The sequence below is a fragment of the Mycobacterium heckeshornense genome, from assembly GCF_016592155.1.
Lineage (GTDB): Bacteria > Actinomycetota > Actinomycetes > Mycobacteriales > Mycobacteriaceae > Mycobacterium > Mycobacterium heckeshornense.
The window spans coordinates 1,715,453-1,729,733 of sequence record NZ_AP024237.1 but is presented as its reverse complement, the minus strand read 5'-3'; the positions used below and the strand labels follow the sequence as shown (position 1 = coordinate 1,729,733).

The window sequence follows — 14,281 nt, the reverse complement described above, 5'->3', positions numbered from 1 at the left end:
TCACATCCGGAATACGCCGTAGGAGACCGGTTCGACAGGAGCGTTCGCGGCAACCGAAAGCGCAAGACCGACAATGGTTCTGGTGTCGGCTGGGTCGATGACCCCGTCGTCCCAGAGCCGTGCAGTCGAATAATACGGATTGCCTTGATGTTCGTACTGCGCGCGGATGGGCGCCTTGAACTCCTCTTGCTCCTGCTCCGACCAAGGGGTGCCCGCGGCCTCCAGGGCCTCGGCCCGGACGGTGGCCAGCACTGACGCCGCTTGCTCACCGCCCATGACCGAAATCCGCGCGTTGGGCCACATCCATAGGAACCGCGGGGAATACGCGCGCCCGCACATCGAGTAGTTGCCCGCCCCGTAGGAGCCGCCGATCACCACGGTGAGCTTGGGCACCCGCGCGCAGGCCACGGCAGTCACCATCTTGGCGCCGTGCTTGGCGATGCCACCGGCCTCGTAGTCACGGCCCACCATAAAGCCGGAGATGTTCTGCAAAAACAGTAGCGGCACCATACGCTTGTCGCACAGCTCGATGAAATGCGCTCCTTTCAAAGCGGATTCGGAAAACAGTACACCGTTGTTCGCGACGATTCCCACTGGGTGACCGTGAATGCGGGCAAATCCGGTGACCAGCGTGCTGCCGTAGTCGGCCTTGAATTCGCCGAATTCGCCGCCGTCGACCAGGCGGGTGACGACCTCGTGCACATCGTAGGGTATTCGCGGGTCGACCGGGACGACGTCGTAGAGCTCGGTTTGGTCGGCGATGGGGTCCACCGTCGGTGACACATCCCAAGGCCGCGATTCGCGCGGGCCGAGAGCGGAGACGATGCGCCGCACAATGCGCAGGGCGTCGCGGTCGTCGTGCGCGAGATGATCGGTGACGCCGGAGATTTTGGAATGCAAGTCCCCGCCGCCGAGCTCCTCGGCGCTGACGACCTCGCCGGTGGCGGCCTTTACCAGCGGCGGTCCGCCCAGAAAGATGGTGCCCTGGTTGCGGACGATCACTGCCTCGTCGCTCATCGCCGGCACGTAGGCCCCGCCAGCGGTGCATGACCCCAGCACGGCCGCGATCTGCGGGATGCCTTCGGCGCTGAGCGTGGCCTGGTTGTAGAAGATCCGGCCGAAGTGGTCGCGGTCGGGAAACACCTCGTCTTGGCGCGGCAGAAACGCGCCGCCAGAGTCGACGAGATAGATGCAGGGCAGCCGGTTCTGTCCGGCGATCTCCTGGGCCCGCAGGTGCTTTTTGACGGTGATCGGGTAATAGGTGCCGCCCTTGACGGTGGCGTCGTTGGCCACGATCATGCATTCGCGGCCCGACACCCGGCCGATGCCGGTGATGATGCCCGCGCCGGGGCATTCGTCGTCGTACATCCCGTCGGCGGCCAGCGGTGCCACTTCCAGAAATGGGCTTCCGGGGTCGAGCAGGCCGTCGACACGGTCGCGCGGCAGCAGTTTCCCGCGGGCCACATGACGCTCGCGGGCGCGCTGCGGGCCTCCCAGCGCCGCCGCGGCCAGCTTCTCGCGGAGCTGCGCCACCAGAGCGCGGTGCGCCTCGCGGTTCGCCGTTGGTGGAGTCATCTGCTGCCAATTCGAGTTAATGACGACTAACTCGTGCTATGTTAGTGACGATTAACCGAAGTGTCCAGGCTCGACGGAGGCCGTCATGGCGACATCGGCCCCGGCCGGCGACGACGAGGCCCCGAATCGTCGCAGTCAGCTGAAGTCTGATCGGCGGTCACAGCTGTTGGCGGCCGCCGAGCGGCTGTTCGCTGAACGCGGCTTCCTGGCGGTGCGACTCGAGGATATCGGCGCCGCCGCGGGCGTCAGCGGGCCAGCCATTTACCGCCACTTCCCCAACAAGGAGTCGCTGCTGGTCGAGCTGCTGGTCGGAATCAGCACCCGGCTGCTCGACGGTGCCCGCGAGGTGACCTCGCGGCACCCCGATCCGGCTGAAGCGCTGGATGGCCTCATCGAGTTTCATCTCGACTTTGCCTTAGGCGAGCCGGATCTCATTCGCATCCAGGACCGCGATCTGGCGCATCTGCCTGCGCCGGCCGAGCGCCAGGTCCGCCGGGAGCAGCGGCAATATGTGGAAGTCTGGGTGGGCGTGCTGCGTCAGCTCAACCCCGGGCTGGCTGAGGCCGATGCGCGATTGATGGCCCATGCGGTATTCGGCCTGCTGAACTCCACGCCGCACAGCCTCAAGCCGCTCAACAATTTGCACACCAAGTCGGCGCGGGTGGCGCGGGCGCGCGCTGTCATGCGTGCGATGACGCTCGCCGCGCTCTCCACCGGCAACCCGTAGCACCGGGCGGCCCCTACCACCGTGCACGGCACGTCGGCCCGATCTTGGGTCCTGCAGGTACCCTGCAACCCATGAGGTGGGCATGACCGATCCACGTCGACCCAGGTGGTTTCCCAATCACGCTCGGCGCGAGACCGAGCCAACCCATCGGTTGGGTCACCGTTATCCGCCACCAACCAGCCCGGCTCGTGCCAACCAGCCGCCGTACCAGCCCGGGTACGGGCCGACCCGTGGCCCGAACGTGACCGAGTCCAACCCGACGGAGCGTTTGCCCCAGTACTGGCAGCAGGGCCAGCCGCCGAATGCCGGGCAGCCATCTTCCGGAGGGGCACCGCCCGAGCGGCCCAAGTCGCCGCGCTGGCTATGGATCGTCGCCGGCGCGGCCGTGCTGCTGGTCGTCGCCCTCGGCATCGCTTTGGTGATCGCCAACGGCACAGCGAAGAAACAAACCGCGGTCGCCCCTCTGCCCGCAATGCCCGGGTCGAGCGCACGAGCGTCGTCGACCACGTCGGCACCGCCGAACACCACGTCGGCTACGGACACGCCCACCGAAACCACCAGCGCCGCCGGGGCAGAGACCGTGGTCTACAGCGTGACCGGGGAGGGCCGCGCGATCAGCATCACCTACGTCGACGACGGCGGCGTCAGGCAGACCGAGTTCAATGTGGTGCTGCCATGGAGCAAGCAAGTCAGCCTGTCGTCTGCCCAGAACACGGCCAGCGTCACGATCGTCAATATCGGCCATGACGTCACCTGCACGGTCACGGTGGGCGGAAACCAGGTTCGTCAACGCACCGGGGTCGGTTTGACGACCTGCAACGCGGCCGACTGAAGTCGCGGGCCTTAGATCGTGCTGCGCCGTGGGGCGCGCACCACCAGCATCGCCAGCATCCCGGTGGCCAGCACTACGCACAATCCGGCCATGCCGGCACGCACAGCGTGGAACGCGTCGACAAAGAGCGAAAACAGCCAGGGCGCCAGGAACGACACCGCCCGACCAGTCATGGTGTACAGACCGAACGCCACTCCCTCCTTGCCGTCCCGCGACATTCTCAGTAGCAGGGTGCGGGCCGAGGACTGTGCGGGACCGATGAACGCGCACAGCGACAACCCGCACACCCAGAACGCCAGCGCCCCCGACAGGGTCATCAGTGTGAGCCCCATCGTGACAATCGCGAACAGCGAGCCCACAATGACCAGCTTGGAACCGAGCCGGTCATCGACCAGCCCACCCAGCACCGCCCCACAGGCCGCGACCACGCTGGCGGCCACCCCGAATACCAGCACATTGGCCTGCGACACGCCGTAGACGTTGACTCCGAGCACAGCGCCGAACGTGAACACACCCGCCAACCCATCCCGGAATACCGCGCTGGCCAACAGGAAGTAGACCAGGTTGCGGTCACGGCGCCATTCCACGGTGATGTCAGACCACAGCTTGCGGTAACCGCTTAACAACCCGCCCGCGGGATGCGATTCCGGCACCGGCGAAGGCAGCCGGGGTGCGCCGAGCAGCAGTGGCATCGCGAACAGCAACAACCAGCCCGCGGTGAGCAGCATCGCAGCTCGTACGTTCCAGCCGTCGTGGCTGGGCAGGTGCAGCAAGCCGCGCCGGTTGCCGGATCCGGAAATAAACCCCAGGTAGACAATGAGTAGCAGCGCCACGCTGCCGACATAGCCTGCGGCCCAGCCGAATCCGGAAATCCGGCCCGAGGTCCGCGTGGTCGACAGTTGGCGAAGCATCGCGTTGTACGGCACGCTGGCAAGGTCTCCGCATGCTGCGGTTGCGGCGAGAAGCACCAGCCCGGGCCACAGGTAGCCGGGCTGGTCACGGATCAGGCTCATCGCCGCCGTCAATGTCACCGCCGAGCCGGTGAGCATGCTCAGTGCCAGACGACGCCGACGCGGCGCTTCCACCCATACGCCGACGACCGGCGCCAGCAGCGCGATCGTGAAACCGGCCACGGTCAGGGCGCGGCCCAGCCAGCTGGCCGGGGGCGTGCCACCGGGCAGTCCTTCACCGACACTGCCGGTGAGGTAGACGGAGAACACGAATGTCACCACGATCGCGCTGAGACCGGTGGCGCCGCAGTCCCACAGCGCCCAGGCCAACACCCCCGATCGCGCGGCTGCGCGCGACCCTGGCGCCGGGCTGCTCATGCCCGGCACTCTAACCTCGCGCTCGCGATCGACTCCGGCGTGTTGTCTACGCTTGCCGCATGCCTATACCCGCTCCCAGCCATGACGCCCGCGCCGTTGTCACCGGAGCTTCGCAAAACATCGGCAAAGCGCTGGCCACCGAGCTGGCCGCACGAGGCCACAGCCTGGTCGTCACCGCGCGACGCGAAGACGTGCTGACCGAACTGGCCACGCACCTAGGCGACAAATATGGAGTCGTCATCGAGGTGCGCCCCGCTGATCTGGCCGATCCGGCGGAGCGGACGAAACTATGCGAGGAATTGGCGACCCGAAACGTGTCGATTCTGTGCGCCAATGCGGGCACTGCGACCTTCGGCCCGGTGTCGGGACTGGATCCGGCAGGCGAAAAAGCCCAGGTCCAGCTCAACGCCGTCGCCGTACACGACCTGGTGCTGGCGGTGCTGCCCGGCATGGTGGAGCGTCGCGCTGGCGCCATCCTGATTTCTGGTTCGGCGGCGGGCAATTCGCCGATCCCGTACAACGCCACCTACGCCGCGACCAAGGCTTTTGTCAACACCTTCAGCGAGTCGTTGCGCGGGGAACTGCGCGGCACCGGTGTGCACGTCACCCTGCTGGCGCCAGGCCCGGTGCGCAGTGAGCTACCAGATCCGGCTGAGGCGTCGCTGGTCGACAAACTGGTACCGGACTTCCTATGGATCTCGACCGAGCACACCGCTCGCGTTTCGCTGGATGCCTTGGCGCGCAACAAGATGCGCGTCGTTCCAGGGCTGACGTCCAAAGCCATGTCAGTGGCGAGCCAGTACGCACCGCGCGCCCTCGTCGCCCCGATCGTGGGCAGTTTCTACAAGCGGCTCGGCGGGTAGGCGTTACCGGCGACGCTGGCGGGTGCCCATCATGCCGCGGGTGATTTCGCGGCCGAACGCGGTGCCGGCCGAGCGTGCGAAGCTTTTTGCGGCCGGGCTTGCGAAGAGACCCTTGAACCACCGCCAGACCCGCTTCCACCAGCCGGCCCGCTTCGGCTCGGGTCCGGGCGCCGGCGCGCCCTTGCCCTCGCCAGGCGCTGGTGTCGAATCCGCTTGCGCCTGCTGGGCTTTGGCGGTGAGCACCTCGTAGGCCGATTCACGGGTCGATCGTCTCGCCGTATGCGGCTTGCAGCGGGCTGGCCTTGGCCGCCTCCTTGATCGCGTCGACGCCGATCGCGGCCATCAACGAGCGCGGCACCCGCATCCGGGTCCATGCCACCGGCGTCGGTGCACCCTTTTCTGAAAGCACGGTGACAATCGCCTCACCGATACCCAGCGAGGTCAGTGCCGACTCCAGGTCGTAGACCTCGGTTTTCGGGTAGGTGCGAACGGTCTTGGCCAGGGCTTTTTGGTCGTCAGGGGTGAATGCGCGCAGTGCGTGCTGGATGCGCGCACCCAGTTGGGAGAGCACGTGCGTTAGGAACGTCTGTCGGCAGTTGGGTGCAGAAGAACACGCCGACGCCCCTCGAGCGAATCAGCTTGACGGTTTGCTCGACCTGCTCCAGGAACGCCTTGGACGCGTCGCTAAACAGCAGATGCGCCTCGTCGAAAAAGACGGATCTAGCAGACCAACCTCCACCACCCGCCATGTTCAGCAAAGGTACCGTTTCTGAGGTGCAACTTGGTAGCCTCATTAACGCCCCGAGCAGGCGACTTACGTTCCGTGAGTTGCTTCGAGAGATTCGGAGGGAGCTAGGACATGGCCATGAAAGACAAACCAGCCGAATACAAAGGCAACAGCCGCTGATCGGAAAAGGGATGTCCAGCCAGCAATCCCGAAGGTCTTCGTACCGCGTTCTGAAGGCGTGGACGACGACATCCGGGACTTTACAAGCCCAAGTGATACACCGCAATCCACAAGGGTGCGTGCTCTCGCCACGGCAGAGTTGACCACCCGGCCGTAAAGGCGCGTCTGTAGCCGTGGCGGGCTTTGCGAAACACGGGAGGCCGCGTGGGTTTCTATATTCGCAAGTATGTGAAAGTTGGCCCATTCCGTTTGAATCTCAGCAAATCGGGTCTCGGTGTCAGTGTTGGCGTGCCAGGCTTCCGCATCGGATCGGGGCCGCGTGGCAACTACGTCCACATAGGTCGATACGGTCTTTACTATCGGACTGCCTACTATGGGAAACCCTTGTTGGGAGGCACTTCGGCGCAGCGAGCAGTCCTGCACCCCTCACAGCCCCACCCGGCAGACTTTCCCGCCTACAACCCGAGTGACGTTGTCATGCATGACGTGACGGGCGCTACGGCGGTGTCACTGGTTCCAACCGTTGGTGATGACTTGGTCAAACAACTCAACGCCGCGGCGACGATGACGAGATGGGGCTGGCTGGTCACCGTCGCTAGTTCCGTCCTCGGACTTATGGCGCTGTTGTTCAGCTGGATCATCAGCTTGGTCATCTGGGTAGTCGCACTTCCGCTGTGCTGGTGGCTGTTCTTACGCGACCAGACGCGGAGTACGGTAGTCGCCTTTTACGACGTCAACGATGCGCCAGCAGCATGGTTCGATTCGCTGGTACAGAGTTGGGGTTGGCTGATGGAAGCGCAGAAGCTTTGGCGCGTGGTCGAAACAGGCCATATCGAGACAATGAGCCAGTGGAAGCGCAATGCTGGCGCTGACCACCTTGCAACCCTCGTGCAAGCCATGGCCACTACCGCGAGCCCTCCCCACCTGTCGACCAATATCGCGGTCCCATCCATAGCGGCTGGCAATTCGAGCCTTCATTTCCTACCCGACCGGGTACTGGTACGGGAAGGGAAGCGGTACAGCGACGTTGCCTACCGCCACTTACAGGTTCGGCACTGGCAAACGAGGTTCATCGAATCCGGTTTGCTGCCGACCGACGCCCAGCAGGTGGATCAGACATGGCTGCACCCCAACGTGCGTGGGGGCCCCGATCGTCGTTTCACCAACAACCGTCTGATGCCCGTTATGCAGTATGGGCGACTAGAGTTGAGCAGTCCCGAGGGACTTTGTTGGCAATTGCAGATTTCGAGAGCTGCAGCCGCTTCGGCTATCGCATCCGTCTTGTCGTCAGCTCCCGGCCTGTCAGCAGCGCCGGGCGGTAACCAACCACTTGGTAGCCCGGGGCCTTGAGTAGATGCGAGACGAAATGTACTGATTTCCAACAAGATGCGCGTCGTGCCGGGGTTGACGTCGAAGGCCATGTCGGTGGCCAGCTAGTACGCGCCACGCGCCATCGTGGCACCGATCGTGGGGAGCTTCTACAAGAGGCTGGGCGGATAAACGCGTTATCGCCTCCGCATGCCGCGGATGAATTCGCGCCCGAGCGCGGTCGCAAGCGCGCGTAAGAAAGTCTGAAAACCGCGGCTATTGACGAACCGCTTAAACCAGCCCGGCCGCTTCGGCGCGGGTTTTTTCGACGCCTTCGACGGCTGGTCAGGCGGGGCGGCTTGGGCTGTTTTGGCCCTCAGCATCTCGTAGGCCGCTTGCCGGGTCACGGTCTGACCGTATGTGGCGTGCAGCGGGCTGGTCTTGGCCGCCGCGGCGATCGCGTCATCGCCAATGGCGGCCATCAGCGAGCGTGGGGAGCGCAGCCTGGTCCACGCGACCGGGGTCGGGGCACCCCGCTCGGACAGCACGGTGACGATGGCTTCGCCGATGCCCAGCGATGTCAGCGCCGAAGCCAACTCGTAGACACCGGTTTTCGGGTAGGTGCGGACGGTTTTGGTCAACGCCTTCTGGTCGTCGGGAGTGAACGCCCGCAGGGCGTGCTGGATGCGCGCCCCCAGCTGCGACAGCACCTCGTTGGGTACGTCGGTAGGCAACTGGGTGCAGAAAAACACGCCAACACCCCGGGAGCGGATCAGCTTGACGGTTTGCTCGACCTGCTCCAGGAACGCCTTGGACGCGTCGCTAAACAGCAGATGCGCCTCGTCGAAAAAGAAGACCAGCTTGGGTTTGTCCACGTCGCCGACCTCAGGCAAAAACCTGAAAAGTGCGGCCAGCAGCCACATCAGGAAGGTCGAGAACAGCATCGGGCGAGTTGCCTGGTCGCCCAGTTCGAGGAGCGAGATGACGCCGCGGCCCTGGCTATCCACGCGCAACAGGTCCTCCGGCTTGAGTTCGGGCTCGCCGAAAAAGGTGTCGGCGCCCTCGGCTTCCAGGTTGACCAGGGCCCGCAGGATGACGCCGGCTGTAGCCGGGGAAACTCCCCCCAGCGCCTGCAATTCGGGCTTGCCCGCCTCGCTGGTGAGGTAGCTGATCACGGCACGAAGATCCTTCAGGCCCAGCAGCGGCAGCTTCTGCTGTTCGGCCCAGTGAAAGATCAGCCCGAGCGTCGATTCCTGAGTTGCGTTGAGCCCCAATACTTTTGACAGCAGGATGGGCCCGAAGCTGGAGATGGTCGCGCGCACCGGCACGCCGATGCCGGTGGTGCCCAGCGACAAAAACTCCACCGGGAATGAGGTTGGCGCCCAATCGTCACCGGTGTCCTTGGCGCGGGCGGCGATCTTGTCGTTGGGCTCTCCGGGCCGGGCCAGGCCGGACAGGTCGCCCTTGACGTCAGCCATCAACACGGGAACACCGGCCGCGGACAGTTGTTCGGCGATCAGCTGCAGCGTCTTGGTCTTGCCGGTGCCGGTGGCACCGGCCACCAGCCCATGCCGGTTGACGGTGGCCAGCGGGATGCGAACCGGTGCGGCCGGCTCGGCGGTACCGTCGACGACGACCGTGCCCAGCTCCAGGGCCTGGCCGTCGACGCCGTAGCCGGCCGCGATCTGCCGCGCGGAGGTTGCCGCCGATCCAGCGTCTGGTTTCGACTCGGAGCTCATGGTGCCGCGTCCTTTCGCCAAGTTTGCGGGCAGACCCTGACACTACTTGGCGGGCGCCCGTCCCGGCAGCTGCGAAGGCTAACGTTTGCCTACTGTGAACGCTGTGCATGACGAACTGGTGTGGATCGACTGCGAGATGACCGGGCTGAACCTGCGCTCAGACCGGTTGATCGAGATCGCGGCCCTGGTCACCGATGGTGAGCTGAACATCCTTGGCGATGGGGTCGACGTGGTGATCCACGTCGAGGACGCCGCGCTGGCGTCGATGATCGACGTCGTCGCCGACATGCACACCCGCTCGGGCCTGATCGACGAGGTGAAGTCCTCCACCGTCGACCTGGCCACGGCCGAGACGATGGTGCTCGCTTATATCCGCGAGCACGTCAAGCAACCCAAGACCGCCCCGCTGGCCGGCAATTCGATCGCCACCGACCGCGCCTTCATCGCCCGCGATATGCCCGCACTGGACTCGTTTCTGCACTACCGGATGATCGACGTGAGCACGATCAAGGAACTCTGCCGGCGCTGGTATCCGCGTATCTACTACGGGCAGCCGACGAAGGGACTCGCGCATCGGGCGCTCGCCGACATCCACGAGTCCATCCGCGAACTGAAGTTCTACCGGCGCACCGCGTTCGTGCCACCGCCGGGGCCGTCTACCAGCGACATCGCCGCCGTGGCCGCCGAGCTGGGGGCGGTGACGGACGCACCCGAGGAAACCGATTCGGCCACCGGGCGCCCGAGCGGTTAATATCGACGTCGCCGCTGTCGGCTCACCGGGGCCGCTCAGCGGCGATGGTGAGTGTAGTTCAGTTGGTAGAGCACCAGGTTGTGATCCTGGCTGTCGCGGGTTCGAGTCCCGTCACTCACCCCGAACGTGAGCCTGGTCACGCCTTCGCGTTGCCCGCGTGCCACTGCTCCCACGGGATGTTCCAGTCACCGAGCCCTTCCGTGCCCGACAGGGTCGGCCCGACGGTGTTGATGACCTGGACGACGTCGCCGCGCTTGGTGTGCTCGTAGAACCAGATCGCATTGCTAGGGCTGACGTTGATGCAGCCGTGGCTGGTGTTGGTATGGCCCTGCGCGCCCACCGACCACGGTGCGGAGTGCACGAAGACCCCGCTGTAGGAAATCTGGGTCGCCCAGTCGACTTCAGTGCGATACCCGTCGGGTGAATTGACGGGCACCCCATAAGTCGACGAGTCCATGATGATGTGCTTGAACCGCTCTCCGACGAGGTAGGTGCCGTTGGCGGTTGGGGTCTTGTCCTTGCCCATCGAGATCGGCATGGTTTTGACGACCTCGCCGTTGATGCGCACGGTCAGTGTCTTGGTGGCATCGTCAGCGACGGCGATGACCTCGTCACCAATGGTGAAGTGGGTGCGCAGGTTGTCTTCGCCGAACACGCCGTCGCCCAGATCGACGCCGTAGGTGTTGACCGCCACATCGACGGCCGTGCCAGGCTTCCAGAATTCCTTTGGCCGCCAACGTACTTCGCGATTGTTCAGCCAGTAGAACGCGCCCTCGACGGGCGGATTAGCGATGATTTTGATGGCTTTTTCCGCCGCAGCGCGGTTGGTGATGTCCTCGTCGAACCGGATCGCCACCGGTTGGCCGACACCCACCACTTCCCCGTCCAACGGCACGACGTAGGGCATCGTGAGGTTCTCGGGCGACTGGGTCTCGAAGGTCATCTGGCGGGTAGCGACGCCGCCCAGCCCCCGGGCCTTCGCGGTAAGGGTGTAGCTGCGGTTGTAGCCCAGCGGCTCGGTTGTCGACCAGCGCACCCCGTCCGGGCTGAGTCGACCGCTGACCGCCTTGCCGTTCTCGTTGACCAAGGTGACCTGGGCCAGCACCCCGCCCTCGGCACTCACCGTCACCGGCGCGTCCACGCCGACGCCGACCGCGCCGTCAGTGACCGAGGCAGTCAGTTTCGGGACCAGCAAATCGCTGAACGGGGTGCCTTTGTCAAAGATGACCTTCGCCGGTGCGCTGCCGCTGTTGCTGCCGCAGCCCCCAAGGCCCATCACGACAGCCGGGATCAGCAGCGCGACCAGCCACGATCGGCGTAAACGCGCAGCAGTCACAGAGCGACCTGCCACTGCCGTTCTCCCCCATCTGACCCGATGGAAATCTGTAAACTAGGCAGTAGTTTACGGGCACGCGACCGCCGTCGCTGTGACGCGCATGACGATAGGCCCGAGATTCGCACGGCGGCCAAGTGCCTGTTATTGTCGCGTTCCTGGGACAATCCAAGCGCCGTTAGCTCAGTTGGTAGAGCAGCTGACTCTTAATCAGCGGGTCGGGAGTTCGAGACTCTCACGGCGCACCAACCGCACCCCTCTGACCGATGCGCTGCGTATGCATCAGGCTCGGTCAGCGGTTCCTGATCCGGCGCACCACCAACACCACGGTGAGCGCCCCGATGCCGGCCAGGGATACCGTCACCACCGGCTTCTTGACGAAGCTGATCACTTGAGCCTTGACATCCTCGGCAAGTCGACGCGGATTGGCCCGGGCCGCGAGGGAGTCGACGGTCGAGGCCAGCTGTTCGCGGGCCTGGTCGATTTCCTGCTTGATGGTGTCGGGATCCCGGTCCGCCACTGTCCCCTCCATGTCTGTCCCGGCCGCATCCGGGCCACGATTGGTGAAGTTGCCGTCTTGCCGCACTACCCTAGAGCAGCCGGTGCCCAGCCCGGCGCTTCGGTGACCTAGAAGGGGAGTTCGTTGACCGATCCTGTGCGCCTGCAACCAGGCGACAAAGCGCCCGTCTTCAGCCTGCCCGACGCCGACGGCAAGACCGTCAAACTGGCCGACTACCGGGGCCGTCGTGTCGTCGTGTACTTCTACCCGGCGGCATCGACACCCGGCTGCACCAAAGAGGCCTGCGACTTCCGCGACAATCTGCACGACCTCAACGGGGCCGGTCTCGACGTCGTGGGCATCAGCCCCGACCCACCGGCCAAGCTGGCCAAGTTCCGCGACGCCGAAGGGCTGACGTTCCCGCTGCTGTCGGACCCGGAACGCAAAGTGCTAAGCGCGTGGGGCGCGTACGGGCCAAAGCAGATGTACGGCAAGACGGTTCAAGGTGTTATCCGCTCAACGTTCGTTGTCGACGAGAAAGGCAAAATCGCGCTCGCGCAATACAATGTCAAGGCCACCGGCCATGTCGCCAAACTGCGCCGAGACCTCGGGCTTTAGCCGAGGTTGGCCAACAGCAGCGCCTCGGTGGCCGCGGCTTTTTCCAGCACGCCCAGGTGCAGGCTCTCGTTGACACTATGCGCCTGGGTGTCCGGATCTTCGACGCCGGAGACCAGGATCGTCGCCTGCGGGAACGCGGCGGCGAACTCGGCGATGAACGGAATCGAGCCGCCCATCCCCATCTCGACCGGTTCGACGCCCCAGGCTTGCCGAAACGCCGATCGCGCGGCGTCGTAGACCGGGCCGCAAGCATCGATCGTGTAGGGCTGCCCGATGTCGCCCGGGGTCACTGTCACGTGCGCGCCCCACGGCGCATGCTGCTCGAGATGGGCGCGCAACAGGTCCAGGTGCGCCGCGGCGTCACCGCCGGGAGCTACCCGCATGCTGATCTTGGCACGCGCCCGGGGGATCAACGTATTCGACGACGCCGCAATCGATGTGGTATCGATGCCAATCACGGTGATCGCCGGCTTGGCCCAGAGCCGCTGCGCCACCGATCCTGTGCCGATCTCCGTCACCCCGTCCAGCAGGCCGGCCTCCGCCCTGACCCGCTCGGGTGGGTAATCAACTGGGGCAGCAGTACTTTCGTGTAGGCCGGCGATCGCCACGTTGCCGTCGTCGTCGTGCAAGCTGGCCAGCAAACGCACCAGGGCGCTCAGCGCATCGGGAACCACCCCGCCCCAAAGGCCGGAGTGCAGTCCGTGGTCGAGGGTGGCGACCTCGACCACGCAGTCGGCCAGCCCGCGCAGCGACACCGTCAGCGCCGGAACGTCGCTACTCCAGTTGTCCGAGTCGGCGATGAGGATTACCTCGGCTGCCAGCGCGTCACGGTGGGCGGCAAGTAAACGCCCCAGCGACGGAGACCCGGACTCCTCCTCGCCTTCGACGAACACCGTCACACCCACCGGGGGTCGGCTGTCGTGTGCCCGGAACGCAGCCAGATGTGTTGCGATACCTGCTTTGTCGTCGGCGCTGCCGCGCCCGTAGAGGCGGCCTTCGCGTTCGATCGGCTCGAACGGTGGTGAGGCCCACTGCGTGTGATCCCCCTCAGGCTGCACGTCGTGATGGGCATACAGCAGCACCGTCGGCGCGCCGGCGGGTGCGGGATACCGCGCGATGACCGCCGGCGCACCATCGGCGCTGACGACCTGCACATCAGGAAAACCCGCCTGCGACAAGAGGTTTGCGACCGCTTGCGCACTGCGGTGCACTTCGGGCCGCCGGGCCGGATCGGCCCACACCGATTGGATGCGGATCAGGTTTTCCAGATCGCGCCGCACGGACGGCAGCACGTCGCGGACACGCTCGACGAGATCGCTCATGGCTTTGAGGCTAGTCGCGGCACACCCTCTCGCGAGCGGGCACAAACTGCCAGCGGCCCCCGGTGTGTGGCGGGCAGACCCCGCTCAGGGGGTCTCGAGGATGGCCACCGCTGCAGCGGTATCGCCTTCGTGGGTCAACGACACGTGGATCGTCACATCGGCCAGATGCTTCGCGATCGCGCCGCTCAACCGCACTCGCGGCCGGCCCCACATGTCAGTGACCACCTCAATATCGCGATGGATGCCCTCCGGCAGCACCGGCCGCTGGGCGAACCGCGACCCCGACCACGCCTTGATCACCGCCTCCTTGGCGGCCCACCGCGCCGCAAGGTGGCGGGCCGCTGACGAGCTCTTGTCCGAGGCGTCGCGGCGCTCACCGGGTGTGAACGTCTCGGAAAACACCGTTCCGGGACGGTCGACCTGCTCGGCGAAATCAGGGATGGAGACCAGATCGATTCCCACACCGACGATGCCCACGG

The 14,281-nt window shown here is 65.3% G+C and carries 13 protein-coding genes, 2 tRNA genes and 2 pseudogenes; 9 read left to right on the top strand and 8 right to left on the bottom strand.

Annotated elements, in window-relative coordinates; all coding sequences use genetic code 11:
* On the bottom strand, nucleotides 1-1,575 hold the full coding sequence (locus MHEC_RS08315; RefSeq protein WP_048892769.1) for a carboxyl transferase domain-containing protein: 1,575 nt from the start codon (nucleotides 1,573-1,575) through the stop codon (nucleotides 1-3).
* Nucleotides 1,576-1,660: 85 nt separating this feature from the next.
* Here MHEC_RS08315 and MHEC_RS08310 point away from each other — a divergent pair, with 85 nt between their 5' ends.
* Both MHEC_RS08310 and MHEC_RS08305 read left to right on the top strand, forming a co-directional pair.
* On the top strand, nucleotides 1,661-2,302 hold the full coding sequence (locus MHEC_RS08310; protein WP_048892768.1) for an SACE_7040 family transcriptional regulator: 642 nt from the start codon (nucleotides 1,661-1,663) through the stop codon (nucleotides 2,300-2,302).
* An 82-nt stretch (nucleotides 2,303-2,384) separates the two neighbouring features.
* Entirely contained in the window at nucleotides 2,385-3,134 is a 750-nt protein-coding gene (locus MHEC_RS08305; RefSeq protein ID WP_053094034.1) for an MmpS family transport accessory protein, read from the top strand.
* A gap of 11 nt (nucleotides 3,135-3,145) precedes the next feature.
* Here MHEC_RS08305 and MHEC_RS08300 read toward each other — a convergent pair whose 3' ends face one another.
* Nucleotides 3,146-4,462, bottom strand: coding sequence for an MFS transporter (locus MHEC_RS08300; protein ID WP_048892766.1), 1,317 nt, complete (start codon nucleotides 4,460-4,462; stop codon nucleotides 3,146-3,148).
* Between the two features lie 59 nt (nucleotides 4,463-4,521).
* On the opposite strand from MHEC_RS08300, the gene cmrA reads away from it, so the two are divergent.
* Complete coding sequence (cmrA, locus tag MHEC_RS08295; RefSeq protein ID WP_048892765.1) at nucleotides 4,522-5,325, top strand: mycolate reductase; 804 nt, start codon at nucleotides 4,522-4,524, stop codon at nucleotides 5,323-5,325.
* Between the two features lie 3 nt (nucleotides 5,326-5,328).
* Here the strand turns inward: cmrA and MHEC_RS08290 are convergent.
* Nucleotides 5,329-6,038: pseudogene (locus MHEC_RS08290) on the bottom strand (helicase HerA-like domain-containing protein); the annotation flags it as partial.
* A gap of 398 nt (nucleotides 6,039-6,436) precedes the next feature.
* Between MHEC_RS08290 and MHEC_RS08285 the strand changes: the two are divergent.
* Both MHEC_RS08285 and MHEC_RS08280 read left to right on the top strand, forming a co-directional pair.
* Nucleotides 6,437-7,582, top strand: a complete 1,146-nt coding sequence (locus tag MHEC_RS08285; RefSeq protein ID WP_071700348.1) for a DUF4236 domain-containing protein — start codon at nucleotides 6,437-6,439, stop codon at nucleotides 7,580-7,582.
* 15 nt (nucleotides 7,583-7,597) lie between these two features.
* Nucleotides 7,598-7,732, top strand: a pseudogene (locus tag MHEC_RS08280) (short-chain dehydrogenase); the annotation flags it as partial.
* A 5-nt stretch (nucleotides 7,733-7,737) separates the two neighbouring features.
* Here MHEC_RS08280 and MHEC_RS08275 read toward each other — a convergent pair.
* Nucleotides 7,738-9,279 carry a helicase HerA-like domain-containing protein gene (locus tag MHEC_RS08275; RefSeq protein WP_048892763.1) on the bottom strand — a complete coding sequence of 514 codons (1,542 nt, stop codon included), beginning with the start codon at nucleotides 9,277-9,279 and terminating at the stop codon, nucleotides 7,738-7,740.
* Nucleotides 9,280-9,382: 103 nt separating this feature from the next.
* Between MHEC_RS08275 and orn the strand changes: the two genes are divergently transcribed.
* Nucleotides 9,383-10,030 carry an oligoribonuclease gene (gene orn / locus MHEC_RS08270; RefSeq protein WP_048892786.1) on the top strand — a complete coding sequence of 216 codons (648 nt, stop codon included), beginning with the start codon at nucleotides 9,383-9,385 and terminating at the stop codon, nucleotides 10,028-10,030.
* A 47-nt stretch (nucleotides 10,031-10,077) separates the two neighbouring features.
* Nucleotides 10,078-10,150, top strand: a tRNA-His gene (locus MHEC_RS08265).
* A gap of 16 nt (nucleotides 10,151-10,166) precedes the next feature.
* Here MHEC_RS08265 and MHEC_RS08260 read toward each other — a convergent pair.
* On the bottom strand, nucleotides 10,167-11,306 hold the full coding sequence (locus MHEC_RS08260) for a L,D-transpeptidase (protein WP_275999368.1): 1,140 nt from the start codon (nucleotides 11,304-11,306) through the stop codon (nucleotides 10,167-10,169).
* A gap of 229 nt (nucleotides 11,307-11,535) precedes the next feature.
* Between MHEC_RS08260 and MHEC_RS08255 the strand changes: the two genes are divergently transcribed.
* Nucleotides 11,536-11,611, top strand: a tRNA-Lys gene (locus tag MHEC_RS08255).
* Between the two features lie 44 nt (nucleotides 11,612-11,655).
* Here the strand turns inward: MHEC_RS08255 and MHEC_RS08250 are convergent.
* On the bottom strand, nucleotides 11,656-11,883 hold the full coding sequence (locus MHEC_RS08250) for a DUF3618 domain-containing protein (protein ID WP_048892785.1): 228 nt from the start codon (nucleotides 11,881-11,883) through the stop codon (nucleotides 11,656-11,658).
* A 123-nt stretch (nucleotides 11,884-12,006) separates the two neighbouring features.
* Here MHEC_RS08250 and bcp point away from each other — a divergent pair, with 123 nt between their 5' ends.
* The gene (gene bcp, locus MHEC_RS08245; RefSeq protein WP_048892761.1) at nucleotides 12,007-12,480 is read left to right on the top strand and encodes a thioredoxin-dependent thiol peroxidase; all 474 of its coding nucleotides are present in this window, start codon (nucleotides 12,007-12,009) and stop codon (nucleotides 12,478-12,480) included.
* On the opposite strand, the gene MHEC_RS08240 is transcribed toward bcp, so the two are convergent.
* Nucleotides 12,477-13,802, bottom strand: coding sequence for a dipeptidase (locus tag MHEC_RS08240; protein WP_048892760.1), 1,326 nt, complete (start codon nucleotides 13,800-13,802; stop codon nucleotides 12,477-12,479). The two genes, bcp and MHEC_RS08240, sit on opposite strands and share 4 nt — an antisense overlap.
* 84 nt (nucleotides 13,803-13,886) lie before the next feature.
* Nucleotides 13,887-14,279 (bottom strand): holo-ACP synthase AcpS, encoded by a 393-nt coding sequence (acpS, locus tag MHEC_RS08235; RefSeq protein ID WP_048892759.1) that lies wholly within the window; start codon nucleotides 14,277-14,279, stop codon nucleotides 13,887-13,889.
* Nucleotides 14,280-14,281 lie beyond the last annotated feature (2 nt).

Bases quoted from the DNA above. Each gene is read 5' to 3' on its own strand.
- MHEC_RS08240 (WP_048892760.1), bottom strand. From the start codon at position 13,802: ATGAGCGATCTCGTCGAGCGTGTCCGCGACGTGCTGCCGTCCGTGCGG.
- MHEC_RS08310 (WP_048892768.1), top strand. From the start codon at position 1,661: ATGGCGACATCGGCCCCGGCCGGCGACGACGAGGCCCCGAATCGTCGC.
- MHEC_RS08260 (WP_275999368.1), bottom strand. From the start codon at position 11,306: ATGGGCCTTGGGGGCTGCGGCAGCAACAGCGGCAGCGCACCGGCGAAG.
- cmrA (WP_048892765.1), top strand. From the start codon at position 4,522: ATGCCTATACCCGCTCCCAGCCATGACGCCCGCGCCGTTGTCACCGGA.
- MHEC_RS08300 (WP_048892766.1), bottom strand. From the start codon at position 4,462: ATGAGCAGCCCGGCGCCAGGGTCGCGCGCAGCCGCGCGATCGGGGGTG.
- MHEC_RS08315 (WP_048892769.1), bottom strand. From the start codon at position 1,575: ATGACTCCACCAACGGCGAACCGCGAGGCGCACCGCGCTCTGGTGGCG.
- MHEC_RS08305 (WP_053094034.1), top strand. From the start codon at position 2,385: ATGACCGATCCACGTCGACCCAGGTGGTTTCCCAATCACGCTCGGCGC.
- MHEC_RS08275 (WP_048892763.1), bottom strand. From the start codon at position 9,279: ATGAGCTCCGAGTCGAAACCAGACGCTGGATCGGCGGCAACCTCCGCG.